Here is a 14,456-nt window from a genome sequence, read left to right as displayed (position 1 = left end):
AAGACAATAAAACTCAACCTAGTGTGAAGGAATCAAGAGAATGGCAACTCCTCATATCAATGCAAAAGATGGCGCCTTTGCTGACACAGTACTGATGCCAGGGGACCCCCTGCGTGCCAAGTACATCGCCGAAACCTTCCTGGAGAACGTCGAGCAAGTCTGTGACGTGCGCAGCATGCTCGGCTTCACCGGCACCTACAAGGGTCGCCGTATCTCCGTCATGGGTCACGGCATGGGCATCCCGTCCTGCTCCATCTACACCAAGGAACTGATCACCGACTACGGCGTCAAGACCATCATCCGCGTGGGTTCCTGCGGCGCCGTGCGTGAAGACGTCAAGCTGCGCGACGTGGTGATCGGCATGGGTGCCTGCACCGATTCCAAGGTCAACCGTCTGCGCTTCAAGGATCACGACTTCGCCGCCATCGCCGACTTCGATCTGGTTGCCAATGCCGTGCAGGCCGCCAAGAACAAAGGCGTTGCCGTGCGCGTGGGCAACCTGTTCTCCGCCGATCTGTTCTACACCCCGGATCCCTCCATGTTCGACGTCATGGAAAAATACGGCATCCTGGGTGTCGAGATGGAAGCCGCCGGTATCTACGGCGTGGCTGCCGAGTACGGTGCCAAGGCCCTGACCATCTGTACCGTTTCCGACCATATCCGCACCGGCGAGCAGACCACCGCCGAGGAGCGTCAACTGACCTTCAACGACATGATCGAAATCGCGCTGGACTCCGTGCTGCTGGGCGATTGATCCAGAGCCTCGGCTTCCTGCAAAACGGCGACCCTGGGTCGCCGTTTTTTTATGCCCGGGATCTGGTGGGGGACGCAGGAAGAGGATGGCGCCGCCTATACTTTCCGGCAACTCTTTATGAGATTAAGACAATGAAATGCATGCATATTCTGGCTCCGCTGCTCTTCATGCTGATTCCGGACATCGCGTGGGCCAGAGAGGGGGCGAGGCAACGGTTGGCAGATCTGCTGATCGACAACAACAATGCCCTTTCTGTTGGCCGACGATGGAACCGGCTGGCCTAAACGCCAGAGCGCAACGAGGGACCGACTGGCCCCGCATCACCTCCTGAGATCTCAATCACGCCGCTCTCGGCCCATGCTGTTTGCCAAGATCCGATGGTAGATAAAGAGCCCTAATCACCCTCTTCGCTAATTACTCTCGTTGCTAACTACTAGCGACCAGCTCTTGTCGGGATCGAACAGCTGGATCGCTTCAACGACTGTTGCCGTTTCGGCCCCGAGATCCTTTTGATAAACCCGCCCCTCGTGGTTCACCATGAAGGTCATCACCCCACTGTTGGCATAATCGGCTGGCCAGGCGATCAGGGCGACACCGTCTCTTAATTGCCCTTCGACAAAGTACTCTTTCATCCCCCCATTGGCAGCGGCTCCTTGGGCATACAAGATACGGTAGTAGTAGCCATGATAGGGGGTGCGTTGGCCGACCACGGCCCTGTAGCCCTCTGCCGCGGCACTGACGACCTCCTCTCCGGCCGGGCTTGCTGGTTCCCCCTTGCTCACAGGCCAATAGAGTCCATTTTGTCGTCCTGCATCACTCCGTAATTTTGCCGCAAAGAGTCCCGCTGTTTGGCCATCATGCCCCACTGCGGCGTACTCTATCTGGGCGTCGATAAAGCCACGGCACACCGCAATCGCCCCCAACTCATTCCGACCGATGCGGCGATAGACGATCTCTTTGGCACCGGTGGCGCCATCGAGATACCACTTGCCATTTGTGGCCACGAGGGGGATTGGCAGTGGCCAATCCGACTCCCCCACGAGCAGTATCATTTTATCCTTACCTTCGGCCACCAGTTGGTGCTTGCTCTTGAAGCTCGCAACGAAGGCGGCACGATCATTGGCATCGGCCACCTCATCCCCCGAGGTGATGGCCTCCTCACTATTCTCGCCGAGTAACAGTGTCAATGCGGTAACATCGTTCCGCTCCAAGGCCGTGATCAGGGCCTGTACCGCCTCATCCGGGGTGGCGAAGGTGCGCGGTGCCATGGCGCTTGCGTCGCTGGCGCAGATCAGGGCTAGCAGGGCCAAGCCCCATGAGGGGCCCCAACTCCATTTCAACAAACGCTTCATTATCGCGTACTCCGTTTGGGTTGAGTGGTGCGCCCGGTACGCGCGCTACTAGCCACACTTTCACGCCCACGTTGGCTGGCGGCGCGCTCGGTTCTGCCCGTATTCTGTACCCCTTGGAAGGCACTCTTTGAGGTTGAGGCAGCAGGGGCTCTGCGTGTTGCCGTCTGTGCTGCACTCTTGCTGTGAGTGGCACGTGGTTGGACATAGCCGCGATCACGCGCTCCAGCGGTCTGTGGCGTGATTTGCTGCCGCTTGACCTTGTCTCCTGCGTAGTCGCTCCGGCGCGGCGTGCGCTGGGCCACATTCGCCTCCCTGCTTACCTGTCTAGCGCCGCGTGCCGCGTTGGCATTTTCGCTTTTTGGTTGGCGGTTGGCCCCCGCATAGCTCCCTTTCGGCGCGGTAGCGCGTGCCTCCCTGTTCACCTGATTGACAGCACGTGGTGCGCCAGCGTATTCACTTTTTGGTTGGCGATTGGCCCCCGCATAATTCCCTTTCGGTGTGGCATCTCGTTGACCCCCCCCTGCCGCGTTATTTCGCGAGCGTTGTTCCAGGGTAGCCAGCTCAGCACGCTGGGGGCGCGCCGCTGTGATGGGGCTGTTGGCTTGGCGCATGTAGTTATTGGGGCCGCGCTCGAACTTGTTGAAGTAATCATTCCCCTTGGCGTTGATATAAATATTGTTGTTAGAGCCCCGCTGATAGTTGACCGGACGGTTGTACCCGCTGGTGGGACGAAAACCGTTGCCATAGTTCGGGTTATAACGATAGGGAACGTAATTGTCGGGATAATCGGATCCCCACCGAGGGTAATAATAATCCCCCTCATCATCGTCGTTGAAGACCTCGTTGACCAACATGCCCGCACCAAAGGCGAGCAAGCCCGTCAAGACCATATCACCGCGGTCGTATTCATCATCGTTGTCGTGATCGTCATGCTCCACCACTGTCGTGGTCGTTGTCGCAGGCACTGTCGTTGTCGTGGTTGCGGTGGTCACCGGAGCCGGGGCTGGTCCGGCAGCTGGCGCGCTATAGGCGGCGCTTGGGTCGTATTGTGGGACGTAAACGACGTCAGGGTTGGCGGGCGCAATAGTGACGATCTGCTGATTGTTCTGTTCACCTGTGGCCACTTTCATCTGCTCCGAGTCTTTCAGGTTGCCCACCTCCATCGCTTGTTGGCGCAGGCGCTGAACGGCTGCCAGTACGCCCGGCTCATCGGCCAGGAAGGCACCGCCCAGCTCAGTCGTCCACTCCATCTTCAAGCACATCATGTCCATGACGGTTGGGAAGTGCATCAGCGACATGGTTGGCGGCGTAAAGCCCAGCGGCGCAATGGCGGCGGTCAGCTCTTTCCCTTTGAGATTGGGATGGGCAACCAGCCAGTTACCGGCATCGAGCACCTCTTGCGGATTGGTGGCGCTGGCCAACACCTGAGCCAATACCGCATCCGGGTAAAGCGCTACGGGGGCAAGCAGGGTTTCGAGCGCCTCTGGGGTATATTTCGATGCTGGTGCGTTAACGGGCTGCTGCCCTTGAGGCACTACCGCCGCGCTGGCTGCGCTGGTTGTGCTGGCAGCCGAGGCCACGGTGGGCTGAACACTGTGCGTGACGGGAGGTGGCTCCTCTTTGCAGGCCGCCAATACCGTGCTGAGGGCGATCACGACCGCCAACGCGCTACGGCGAAATCTGGGTTGCTTCATGATCTTGCTTCCTTCTGCTGGAATGGCTGATGCACCTCTTGCCTGATGATCTCCACAAACGTCGTATCTCATTGCAGCAATGCGGGCGTTTCATACCGAAAACATAAACCACTAATCGAGATCACACCCAAAACCAGCTTGAAAGGCGTAAAAAATTCGCTTGCTTCTGTCTCAAGCTACGCCTGAACACCGTAACTTGACCAAATCAGATGGGTAGACCTGAGAAGTGAAGGGCTATGGGATACCGCCTTCGGTGGTGCTCGAGATTCAATCAACACACTTGGCGATGGAGAAGATCGACGCGCAGCACAGCAGGACGCCGAGGCAGCGCAAATAGCGGGATAGGCTGGACAAGCAACTGTTGCGTGAGGTGATCATGGGTTGTCACGTCGCTGACGAGTGCTTCAGCGACGGCGGTGCCAAGCGTCTCGATAGTCATCTCGAACAGTTGGGGGTAATAGCAACACTTGCCCGTTTCGCGAACAGCGCCTTATTCGATGCCGGGAGGCGGGGCGTTGTCGTCGGTCGTCGCTGCCTGAGGCGCGCGCTTCTTGTGCTTGCGCACCCGCATGTAGTTGCGGCGCACACCGTAGGAGATGAGCAGCCCGGCCAGCAACATCACCAGCAGCATCAACCGCTGCTTCTCCTGGTTCACCTTGAGATGAATATCCTGCTCTGCCAGCAGTTGCTGCTCTTCCAGGGTGATGCGCAGGTAGCCGAGGGTCTGGTTGCCATCCAGTACCTCCTGCACGAACTGGATACGGCCCTTGCCCTGCTCAGGTGCGGACTTATTGTCGGCGCCGATGGGCAGCAGGCTCTCCAGCGGCACGGCCTGATCGGACTGGGCGAGGGGGATGCCACGGGCATCGTACAGGGTGACATCGAGGATCTCGGGCTCGGCGGCCAGATCCTGGGCCAGCCGCTCCAGCTCGCTCTCCTTGTCCTCCTTGATCCAGCGTTTCATGTCGCGGGCGGCGTAGGAGACCAGTGCCTGGGCCCGATCGCGCGCCTCGCTGTGCAGCGCCGCCTGGCTTGCTCCCTGCATATGCACGAGCACCCCCAGCACCCAGAGACCGAGCAGGATCCCGGCAGCCAGGCTGACAACACGTTTGATGGGGAGGTGACGCACAGCACGAGCCTCTTGCGGTGAATGTATGACGATGCCGGAGTCCTGATGCCTGCGCGGCCAAGGGGCGGTACGCGGCTCAGGGCTCCGTGCGTTGCACGACGAATCGATGGCGGGATCTTGGCGCTTGCCTGTACAAAAAGCAATACGCTACTCTGGGCCAGCATGATGAACCCCATGATCCCCAAGGAAGGCGTCCCCTCTATGTTGTTGTCCCAACTATCCCCCTCCCTGTCCGATTGGCCCAAGGCCTTGTCTGGTGCATCCTGCTGGCAGCTCACCGCAGAGGCTTTGCTGCCCGCGGCCGAGTCTCATGATGGAGCCTGGCTGGTCCTGTTTGGCAAGGCGCTCGGCGCCGTGCACCTGAGTCGGTTGGCGGCGCTGCTGGTGACTGAAGGGGTCGAGGCGAGCCTCTATCCCGTGGGGGAGCAGGCCGGCATCCCCTTGCTGCTGCTCGGCACGAGCCGCTTCTCCCCAGCGCTGGTGCAGGTGCTCAAGGCTCAGGAGTGGGACATCGATGTCTGCCATCTGCCCGCCCTGCCGACTCTGGATGAGCCCGGTCTGCTGGTGATGGACATGGACTCCACCGCCATCCGGATCGAGTGCATCGATGAGATTGCCAGGCTGGCCGGGGTGGGTGAGCAGGTCGCCGCCGTGACGGCGGCGGCCATGCAGGGCAAGCTGGAATTTGCCGACAGCCTGCGCAGCCGGGTCGCCCTGCTGGAAGGGGCGCCAGTCGCCATTCTCGACGAGGTGGCGGCCAACATGCCCTGGATGCCGGGCTTGAAACTGATGGTCGATACACTCAAGCAGGCGGGCTGGAAGGTGGCGATCGCCTCCGGTGGCTTCACCCGCTTCGCCGGTGAGCTGCAACAGGCGCTGGGGCTGGATGCCATCTTCGCCAACGAGCTGGCGGTGGAGAGTGGCCGCCTGACCGGGCAGGTGAGCGGCCCCATCGTTGATGCCACCGTCAAGGCCGAGGTGCTGCAACGGCTGGCGGCCGAGTACGGTATCGATCCGGCCCAGACCGTCGCCGTCGGCGATGGTGCCAACGATCTCAAGATGATGGCGGTGGCAGGCCTTGGCATCGCCATTCACGCCAAGCCGCTGGTGCGGGCTCAGGCGGCAGCCACCCTCAATCATCACGATCTGGAAGGGGTACTCTGTCTGCTCGGGGCCCTCTCTTGCCGCGAACGGCGCTGGAACTGAACAAGGGTCAAGGAGGACCCATCGATGGAACTGTTGCAACAATCCCTGTTTATCCCCTGTGGCGAGCATCGACTGCACGTGCGCCACATCCAGCCCAAGGTCGCGGTGCATGCCGACCCCATCCTGATGGTGCACGGCGCCATCGAGAACGGCCGCATCTTCTACACCGAATCCGGCAAGGGGCTGGCCTGTTATCTGGCACGTCACGGCTATCAGGTCTATGTGGCCGACCTGCGCGGCCGGGGCCTGAGCACGCCGGCCATCGCCCAGCAGACCGGGCACGGTCAGCATGAATTGATCACCGAGGATCTGCCCGCACTGCAACACTGGGTCGCGGCCCGCCATGCCGGCGCCCGGGTGCACTGGATGGCCCACTCCTGGGGCGGGGTCATCATGGCCTCGACCCTGGCCCGTTTCCCCGAGCTGGCCGAGCAGATAGCGAGTCTGGTGTTCTTCGGTACCAAGCGGGGCGTCTCGGTGCAGAACCCGGAGCGCTGGCTGAAGGTGGACTTGATTTGGAATCGGCTGGCCCCCTGGCTGGCACGCGGCAGCGGCTTCCTGGCGGCGCGCAAGTTGAAGATGGGGGCCGATGACGAGCCCCTGCGTTACTTGCAGGAGACCATTCCCTGGGTGAAATGCGGGCCCTGGCAGGATCCCCACGACGGCTTCGCCTATGACGAGGCGGCGAGCCGGGTGGCCTGGCCGCCGCTCTGGATGATCTCGGCCAAGGCGGACAAGGTGCTGGGTCATCCGATCGACGTGCGCCGTTTCAGCACGGAAATGGGCTCGGCCACGCGCCACACCCGGCTCGGGCTCGACAACGGCAACCGGCTCGACTACGACCACATCAACATGCTGACCGCCCCCCAGGCGCAGGAGGATCACTTCCCCCAGATCCTGAGCTGGTTGCAGGATCCGCAACCGGGCTGATGTCGCTTGAGCGAGCCATCCCAGGCCTGGGCCGGGCCGATAGCACAAGGGCGACCCACTGGGTCGCCCTTGTCGTCAGCCATGCTTGTCCTGCCGCTTCAGCCCGCGGAGGAGGGGATACCGAGCCGGAACAGGGTAGCCTGGCTGGTGTCGGTCAGCTCACCCACACCCACCACGCTCCACAGCTCTTCCTCCAGCTTCTTGGCCTTGTGAATGGCAAATTTGGCGATGTAGTCCAGCTCATTGGCGATGAAGCTGGTGTCCGGCCGGCCGGTGCGGGAGATGCCGACCAGCACCGAGTAGAACTCGCCCTGCTGCAGGGCCAGCTCGACGAAGCGGCGCTTGTCCTCCAGCGACGCAAAGCTGCTGGCCAGCCGGCTGAGGAACAGGGGGGCGCCACCCTGTGAGTGCAGGCTGGCGATGTAGACCTCCTCCTCCTTGGGTTTGTCTTCCCGCTCGATGGCCCGCAAGGGATTGAGCAGCAGGGTCTTGAGCAATCCGCCCTGGAACAGGGGATAGAGGTTCGCCTGATCCTCTTGCTCGGCGCAGGCTTGCAACAGCCGGGAGAGGCTGCGCGGGCGAGGGGCCAGCCCCACCGCGGCCGGCGTCGGGGCAGCCTTGAACTTGTTGAGATAGACGGGGGTGTTGAAGGTGTGGTGGGTGAAGATGTTGCGCAGTGCTCGCGCCATGCCTCGGTAGCGCCTGTGTTCCCGGGTGGTCTTGAGCTTGTTCTGGTTGCTCTCGATCAGCAGGCTGAAGAACTGGTGGCCGATGTGGCGAGCCGCATCCCCTTCGATGCACAGGTGCAGCACGGTGCGGCTCAGGTTGAGGCTGACCAGCCGATAGGGCAGCCGCTGCAGATCCATGCTCTTGGCGAGATCCTGCAGCCGGGGCAGGGCGACGGTGATGATCTCCCCCTTCTCTCCCTCGAACGCCTCTTCCAGCTCGATCTGCATGCCATGGGCCGAGATGTCCCGGGTCCAGCCGAGCCAGGCTCTCTCCTTGTGGCGGATCACGATCGCCGTCTTGTGGATGTAGCGCGCCTCCTTGCGCAGTTGCACGTAGTGCAGCGTCTCTATGTCGAAGGGGGTGGTACTGGTGCCGTGGCCGAAGCGCTGCAACTCGTTGGCATTGTGTGGCTGGTTGGCATCGTAGCGAAACTCGTCGCGCTGATTGTCGAGCCCTATCTCCTGCAGCAGGCCGACATGGCCTATCTGCTGCAGCCGTTCACGCATCAGCATGTCCTGCAACTGGTGCGACTCCGATTGGTTGTCGAGATCGGCCTCGTGCAGAGAGCAGGCCTCCAGGCTGAACTTGTAGACCCGCCAGCTGGGGCGGCGAGCGCCGACCTGGAAGAACAGCGAGGTCAGGCCGCTTTGCTGCAACTCTTCCCGGGTGGCGGAGAAGAAGTAGAGGTGGCTGCGTACCGAATGGGTGAAGCTGTAGATCAGGGTCTCGCGCAGTGTTCCTCTGGCCGGGAGCAACGACCGCATCCGTGCCGCCGGGAACAGGCTGGCGAGCATGTCGCGGTTCTTGGCATCCCGCCAGTACTCGAGCAGGTGCTGGTTGTTCTCGGTGCGCAGGGTCATCTCCAGCGCGGGGCTGTCACCCTTGCCGAAGAACAGCGGCATGCCGGTCATGCGTGGCAGGTAGAACTGCTCGTAGCCCTTGACGATGGCCGCCGACAGCAGGTAATCGACGCTGACCCGGTAGCGGTTGCGGTTGTGTTCGATGAATTCGCGCAGGAAGTGGTCGAAGGCGGGATAGTCGCCACTCTTCACCAGCCGCAGCCAGAATTTCCCCTCCTTCTGCTCTTCCCCCAGGATCTGGTAGCCGATGGGGGAGCGCAGTATGGGGTTGGCGTGTTCCCGCTCCAGCCCGGTGAAGAGTACCTCGACCTGTTCGCCGGTCTGGTAATCGGGCAGATAGGGCACCGATACCCGGATCCCGCCGAGGGAGATGTCCGAGCTCTTGGCAAACAGCTTCTCTCCATTTAGCAGCTTGAGCACCATGGCGGAGCTGAAGTGCATCCGCTCCTCTTGTCGGCCGTAGTGGCTGGCGAAGGGGATGGCCTGAACGTCGAAGAGACGAAAGGGGCTGGCGGGCAGGGACAGACTCTCCCCCCGGCCCTGATTGAGTTTGTACCAGGCCTGCAGCGCCTCGTAGACCCCTAGCGTGTAGCTGTCCCGGTAGAGGTAGCACTGGGATTGAAACTGCTCGACCGCCTCGGCGGGCATGAAATGGGTGACGCCTTCAAACTCGTGCACCAGACAGAGATCGCTCAGCTCGTTGCGCATGTCGATCACCCGCCGGCAGGGGGCGCATTTACGCTTGATCTCCATCTTGAGCAAGAAGCGGCTGTTGGCATTCTCGTTCTGGGTCAGGCGGTTGAAGATCTCGTCGAAATCCTTTTCTCTGAGCAGGGGGACAAGCTGTTCTATCAGGTGTAGCGGTTGTTCTGAATCCATGTATTCCTGCCGCGGAAAGTCACTTTTCCGATTCTGGGTTTGATCTGTCGGTCGCAAACCAGTATATCAAGCAGGAAATCATCCTGTCCCCGAGTTATCCATGGCCAAAAACAAAACCGCCTATGTTTGTACCGAATGTGGAGCCGACTTCACCCGCTGGCAAGGTCAGTGCGGCGAGTGCAAGGAGTGGAACACCATTACCGAGGTCCGGCTCGGGGTCACCACCCCCGGCAAGAGCGCCCGTTACACCGGCTATGCCGGCGCCATCGGCAGCCAGGTACAGACCCTGGCGGAGGTCGCGACCACCGAGATCCCCCGTTTCGGTTCGGGCTTCAAGGAGCTGGATCGGGTGCTGGGCGGCGGTGTGGTGCCCGGCTCGGCCATCCTGATCGGCGGCAACCCGGGGGCGGGCAAGTCGACCCTGCTGCTGCAGACCATGTGCGGCCTGGCCGAGCGGATGAAGACCCTGTACGTGACCGGGGAAGAGTCTCTGCAGCAGGTGGCGATGCGGGCCAACCGGCTCGGGCTGCCCACCGACAAGCTGCGGATGTTGTCCGAGACCAGCGTCGAGCAGATCTGCATCATCGCCCAGCAGGAGCAGCCGCAGATCATGGTCATCGACTCCATCCAGGTAATGCACGTGGCGGATGTGCAGTCATCCCCCGGCTCCGTCTCCCAGGTGCGGGAATCGGCGGCCCTGCTCACTCGCTACGCCAAGCAGAACCACGTCGCCATCTTCATGGTGGGCCACGTCACCAAGGACGGCACCCTGGCCGGTCCCAAGGTGCTGGAGCACTGCGTCGACTGCTCCGTGCTGCTGGACGGTGCCCATGATTCGCGTTTTCGTACCCTGCGCTCCCACAAGAACCGTTTCGGTGCGGTCAATGAACTCGGCGTCTTCGCCATGACGGGGCAGGGTATGAAGGAGGTGAGCAATCCCTCTGCCATCTTCCTGAGCCGGGGCGAGGAGCAGGCGCCAGGCTCCATCGTGGTGGTGATCTGGGAGGGTACCCGGCCACTGCTGGTAGAGTTGCAGGCGCTGGTGGACTACTCCCAGGTCTCCAACCCGCGCCGGGTGGCGGTGGGGATGGATCACAACCGCCTCGCCATGCTGCTGGCGGTGCTGCATCGCCACGGTGGCCTGCAGATGGCGGATCAGGACGTCTTCATCAACGTGGTGGGTGGGGTCAAGGTCGAGGAAACCAGCGCGGATCTTGCGTTGCTGCTGGCCATGGTCTCCAGCTTCCGGGATCAGGCCCTGCCCAAGGATCTGGTGGTGTTCGGCGAGGTGGGGTTGTCCGGGGAGATCCGGCCCGTGCCCTCCGGCCAGGAGCGTCTGCAGGAGGCGGCCAAGCACGGCTTCCGCCGCGCCATAGTCCCTTACGCCAATGCCCCCAAGCACCCCATCGAAGGGATGGAAGTGGTGCCGGTGAAGAAGCTGGCCGATGCCCTCGAGGCTTTGTAAGCCGTGAGCTGACAATAAAAAAGGAGCGCATGGGCGCTCCTTTCTCGTTACTGCAATTCAGGCCGAAGGAGGGTTGTGCTCCTGGTGCTCCTGCAGCAGTTGCTCCAGCTCACGATACAACAGTTGCTCTTCCCCGACGTTCAGTTCGATCATCCGCTTGAGGTGGCTGGCACTGTCGATATCGATGTGGTGACAGTAAAAGCCCAGCTTCTTGCTGGCCTCATGCGTCAGCGTCACCTGCATCTTGATCTCGATGTCGCTGCCGCCGAGTACGAAGCAGATCTCGTACTCCTTGTCGTCGCTGCCAATCCAGTCCTCTGGTCTGAGCAACAGAGCACCCTGCAGGGAGACATCGACCAGCTGGGTCCGCCATTGGTGCGGCCCCTGCATCAGCTTGGCGGCTGTCAGATAGAAGATCCTGGTAAAGTGGCGTCGCTCGGCCATGTTCATCTCCGGTCTGCGTGTGAACGCAGTGCTAACAATTCAGGTTCCAGAGTGTAATGTAGCTTGCTCATCAGGATCTTGAACTGGCTCAGGTATTGGACATCAGACCTGCTGATGGCTGAGGGATTCGACCACCTGCAGCGCCTTGACCAGACGATCCTCCTGCTTGAACCTGTCCTCCAGCACGGGCCCCAGATGATTCAGGTCTTCGTCGAGCAACAGCAACTGGGCTTCGTCGGCGTTGCTGTATTTGTCGTTGAACTCCAGGGCAAACTCGGTGCAGGCCCGGATATGGGGATAGATGCGTTTGGCCAGTTCCAGCTTGTCACCGCTGGCCTGCTCGAAGGCGGTGACCACGTGGTTGTAGATCTCGAAGTGACCGGCGCTGACATAGTCGACCAGTTGCTCGCAGAAACGCTGCAGTTCGACGTGACCGGGGAGGGAGCGTTGCTTGGATCTGGCAGGCATGAGCCCGGCCAGCCGCATGTACTCGACCAGTAACGCCTGCCTGGCATCGAGCCAGTCATCGATCGCTCTGTGCTTGCCTGACAGCGCGCGCTTGGTTTTTTCCAGTTCAGTTAACATAGTCCCTCCGTGGGCATGGCATGGAGCTAGATGGCTACAAGCCTGCGGTCATTCCCATCGACTGACAACACTCCCTATAACTAGGGAAAATACTGTTGACCGTCAATAGGAGTGTGGGGATATTGTTACATCAGATGGGGGTTTGCGTACAAGTCCTCATCGGTTGTTCGCCACCGTACCGTCAATCAGGACGACGAAGGGGCGAGATATGTGACTATTTCCGCAGATCTTGATGAAAACCCCAGCATTCAAGCCAACCCGGCTGATAAAGCCTTTGCCTGAGTGTTTTTTTTTGAATAGAGTGGCCCGGTGCTAAATGCCCGATCATAAAGGAAATGTTATGAACAAAGCTCAACTTGTCGATGCAATTGCCGCCAAAGCAGACCTGAGCAAAGCTCAGGCTAAAGTCGCTCTGGAAGAGATCATCAATGGTATTACCCAGAGCCTGAAAGAGGGCGATGCCGTTCAGTTGGTGGGTTTTGGTACCTTCAAGGTCAACCATCGTGCGGGCCGTACCGGTCGTAACCCGCAAACTGGCAACGAGATCCAGATTGCAGCCGCCAATGTGCCGTCCTTTGTGGCAGGCAAGGCGCTGAAAGACGCCGTAAAGTAATAGCGTAAAGTTATCGAATGAAACCCGGCGCCAGCCGGGTTTTTTCTTGCCATCGTCAGCAAAATTTGTTTCAGATACACTCAGGATATGGCATGCGCTGTAGCGAGGTGGATATGGAACAGAAGAATGCCATTCGGCAGGTTGCCGTGCCATGGGCACCCTCCCGTCAACTCCCCCCCGGTCTGGTCGTGGCCGAACTGCATCAGGATATCTGGGGTGACAATCTGACGGTCGTGCTGGGCCGCGCCCGCAGCATCGATCTGCCACCGCAACCACTCTGCCGGGTCAATTTTCGCCATATCTTCGCCGTGCGGGTGATGGAAGACTGCGATCTGGCGGAAGGCCGGGACAGCCATGCCATCGAGGAGCAGATCCAGCTGATCATCCCGTCCCGTTTCGCGAGCTGGTTCCATCAGGAATCCGATGGTCTGCATCTGGATGAGGATCTGCAGCACTATCGCATCTCGACCTGGGATTACTGCGCCGACGTGCTGACCTCAATGCCCCCCGAGCTACAGTTTGTGGAGGTGGGCGAATAAGCGGGGCGTCGCAGCAGACATAAAAAAGCCGGAGCATCAGTGCTCCGGCTTTTTTGCATCCAATGGCCAGGCGGCGGGTGTCAGCCCAGCAGTTGATCCTTGTGCAGACCCAGTACTATCACGAGTCCGAGCAGGTAGAAGGCGCTGAGCTTGATGCCGAGGATGGCGAGCAGACCGGCACAGAGGCGAACCAGCGCCTTGTGCAGCCAGGATCCGGTGAAGCGATACATGGTTTACTCCACCGTCAGCGGGCTGGCGAATTCGGGCACCTTGGCCATGGCATCCAGCACCACCTGGATGCCGGCGCCCGGTTTGCAGGCATTCTCGCTCAGGTGACGACGCCAGGCCCGGGCACCCTGCATGTTCTGGAACAGGCCCAGCATGTGGCGGGTCATGTGGGAGAGGTAGTTGCCCTTGGCCAGCTCCTGCTCCATGTAGGGCAGCATCATCCGCACCACCTCGTGGCGGCTCGGTATCTCGTTGTTCAACCAGAACACCTGGTTGTCTACCTGAGACAGGATGTAAGGGTTCTGATAGGCCTCGCGCCCCATCATGACCCCATCCACGTGCTGCAAGTGTGCTAGGGTCTGCTCCAGGCTGGTCACGCCCCCGTTGAGGGCAATGGTCAGATTGGCATAGTCCTGCTTGACCCGATAGACGCGCGGGTAGTCCAGCGGCGGGATCTCCCGGTTCTCGCGGGGGCTCAGGCCGCTCAGCCAGGCCTTGCGGGCGTGGACGATGAAGGTGTCGCAGCCGGCGTCGCGTACCTGCTCGATGAAGGCTTGCAAGAATTCGTAGGAGTCTTGCTCGTCGATGCCGATGCGGGTCTTGACCGTCACCGGAATATCGACCACGTCGCGCATCGCCTTGACGCAGTCGGCCACCAGCGCGGGTTCACCCATCAGGCAGGCACCGAAGCGGCCGTTCTGGACCCGGTCAGACGGGCAGCCCACGTTGAGGTTGATCTCGTCGTAACCGCGTTCCTCTGCCAGCTTGGCGCAACGGGCCAGATCCGCCGGGTTGCTGCCTCCCAGTTGCAGGGAGATGGGGTGCTCCTGCTCGCTGTAACCCAGATAATCCCCCTTGCCGTGAATGATGGCGCCGGTGGTCACCATCTCGGTATAGAGCAGCGTCTGACTGGTCATCAGACGGTGAAAGTAACGGCAATGCCGATCGGTCCAGTCCAGCATGGGGGCGATGGAAAAACGCTGCGCCTGCATAAAAATCATCCGGGTTCGCAAAACAAGGGGGCGGATTCTACCACAACGTGAGGGAGC

The 14,456-nt window shown here is 60.8% G+C and carries 15 protein-coding genes; 7 read left to right on the top strand and 8 right to left on the bottom strand.

Features of this window, described 5'->3' with window-relative positions; genetic code table 11:
- Positions 1–40 precede the first annotated feature (40 nt).
- Entirely contained in the window at positions 41–754 is a 714-nt protein-coding gene (deoD, locus tag ACZ9IL_RS15100; protein WP_033129531.1) for a purine-nucleoside phosphorylase, read from the top strand.
- 140 nt (positions 755–894) lie between these two features.
- On the top strand, positions 895–1,038 hold the full coding sequence (locus ACZ9IL_RS15095; RefSeq protein ID WP_476004221.1) for a hypothetical protein: 144 nt from the start codon (positions 895–897) through the stop codon (positions 1,036–1,038).
- A 126-nt stretch (positions 1,039–1,164) separates the two neighbouring features.
- Here the strand turns inward: ACZ9IL_RS15095 and ACZ9IL_RS15090 are convergent, their stop codons facing one another.
- The 3 genes from ACZ9IL_RS15090 to ACZ9IL_RS15080 all read right to left on the bottom strand — a co-directional run bounded on the left by ACZ9IL_RS15090 (position 1,165) and on the right by ACZ9IL_RS15080 (position 4,929).
- Positions 1,165–2,106, bottom strand: a complete 942-nt coding sequence (locus ACZ9IL_RS15090) for a DUF2950 domain-containing protein (protein ID WP_476004220.1) — start codon at positions 2,104–2,106, stop codon at positions 1,165–1,167.
- Entirely contained in the window at positions 2,106–3,800 is a 1,695-nt protein-coding gene (locus ACZ9IL_RS15085; RefSeq protein WP_476004219.1) for a DUF3300 domain-containing protein, read from the bottom strand. Before ACZ9IL_RS15085 ends, ACZ9IL_RS15090 begins: the two co-directional genes overlap by 1 nt.
- A gap of 490 nt (positions 3,801–4,290) precedes the next feature.
- Complete coding sequence (locus ACZ9IL_RS15080) at positions 4,291–4,929, bottom strand: AhpA/YtjB family protein (protein ID WP_476004218.1); 639 nt, start codon at positions 4,927–4,929, stop codon at positions 4,291–4,293.
- 201 nt (positions 4,930–5,130) lie between these two features.
- Between ACZ9IL_RS15080 and serB the strand changes: the two genes are divergently transcribed.
- Positions 5,131–6,135, top strand: coding sequence for a phosphoserine phosphatase SerB (gene serB / locus ACZ9IL_RS15075; protein ID WP_476004217.1), 1,005 nt, complete (start codon positions 5,131–5,133; stop codon positions 6,133–6,135).
- A gap of 24 nt (positions 6,136–6,159) precedes the next feature.
- Entirely contained in the window at positions 6,160–7,065 is a 906-nt protein-coding gene (locus tag ACZ9IL_RS15070; RefSeq protein WP_476004216.1) for an alpha/beta fold hydrolase, read from the top strand.
- A 98-nt stretch (positions 7,066–7,163) separates the two neighbouring features.
- Here ACZ9IL_RS15070 and ACZ9IL_RS15065 read toward each other — a convergent pair whose 3' ends face one another.
- Positions 7,164–9,533 (bottom strand): PilZ domain-containing protein, encoded by a 2,370-nt coding sequence (locus tag ACZ9IL_RS15065; RefSeq protein ID WP_476004215.1) that lies wholly within the window; start codon positions 9,531–9,533, stop codon positions 7,164–7,166.
- 100 nt (positions 9,534–9,633) lie between these two features.
- On the opposite strand from ACZ9IL_RS15065, the gene radA reads away from it, so the two are divergent.
- On the top strand, positions 9,634–10,998 hold the full coding sequence (radA, locus tag ACZ9IL_RS15060; protein WP_476004214.1) for a DNA repair protein RadA: 1,365 nt from the start codon (positions 9,634–9,636) through the stop codon (positions 10,996–10,998).
- A gap of 57 nt (positions 10,999–11,055) precedes the next feature.
- Here the strand turns inward: radA and ACZ9IL_RS15055 are convergent, their stop codons facing one another.
- On the bottom strand, positions 11,056–11,442 hold the full coding sequence (locus ACZ9IL_RS15055) for a PilZ domain-containing protein (RefSeq protein WP_476004213.1): 387 nt from the start codon (positions 11,440–11,442) through the stop codon (positions 11,056–11,058).
- Between the two features lie 102 nt (positions 11,443–11,544).
- Positions 11,545–12,027, bottom strand: a complete 483-nt coding sequence (gene rsd, locus ACZ9IL_RS15050; protein ID WP_476004212.1) for a sigma D regulator — start codon at positions 12,025–12,027, stop codon at positions 11,545–11,547.
- A gap of 340 nt (positions 12,028–12,367) precedes the next feature.
- Between rsd and hupA the strand changes: the two genes are divergently transcribed.
- Both hupA and ACZ9IL_RS15040 read left to right on the top strand, forming a co-directional pair.
- On the top strand, positions 12,368–12,640 hold the full coding sequence (gene hupA, locus ACZ9IL_RS15045; protein ID WP_476004211.1) for a nucleoid-associated protein HU-alpha: 273 nt from the start codon (positions 12,368–12,370) through the stop codon (positions 12,638–12,640).
- Between the two features lie 113 nt (positions 12,641–12,753).
- On the top strand, positions 12,754–13,179 hold the full coding sequence (locus ACZ9IL_RS15040) for a hypothetical protein (protein ID WP_476004210.1): 426 nt from the start codon (positions 12,754–12,756) through the stop codon (positions 13,177–13,179).
- Between the two features lie 80 nt (positions 13,180–13,259).
- Here the strand turns inward: ACZ9IL_RS15040 and ACZ9IL_RS15035 are convergent, their stop codons facing one another.
- Together ACZ9IL_RS15035 and dusA are read right to left on the bottom strand one after the other, a co-directional pair.
- Positions 13,260–13,409 carry a hypothetical protein gene (locus ACZ9IL_RS15035; RefSeq protein WP_252995557.1) on the bottom strand — a complete coding sequence of 50 codons (150 nt, stop codon included), beginning with the start codon at positions 13,407–13,409 and terminating at the stop codon, positions 13,260–13,262.
- Positions 13,410–13,412: 3 nt separating this feature from the next.
- A complete protein-coding gene (dusA, locus tag ACZ9IL_RS15030; protein WP_476004209.1) occupies positions 13,413–14,399 on the bottom strand; it encodes a tRNA dihydrouridine(20/20a) synthase DusA in 987 nt (328 codons plus the stop codon).
- Positions 14,400–14,456: the final 57 nt, after the last annotated feature.

It is taken from the genome of Aeromonas sp. TECH754 (genome assembly GCF_056279295.1).
The sequence above is the reverse complement of the archived record's forward strand: the minus strand, read 5'-3'. Positions and strand labels throughout refer to the sequence as shown.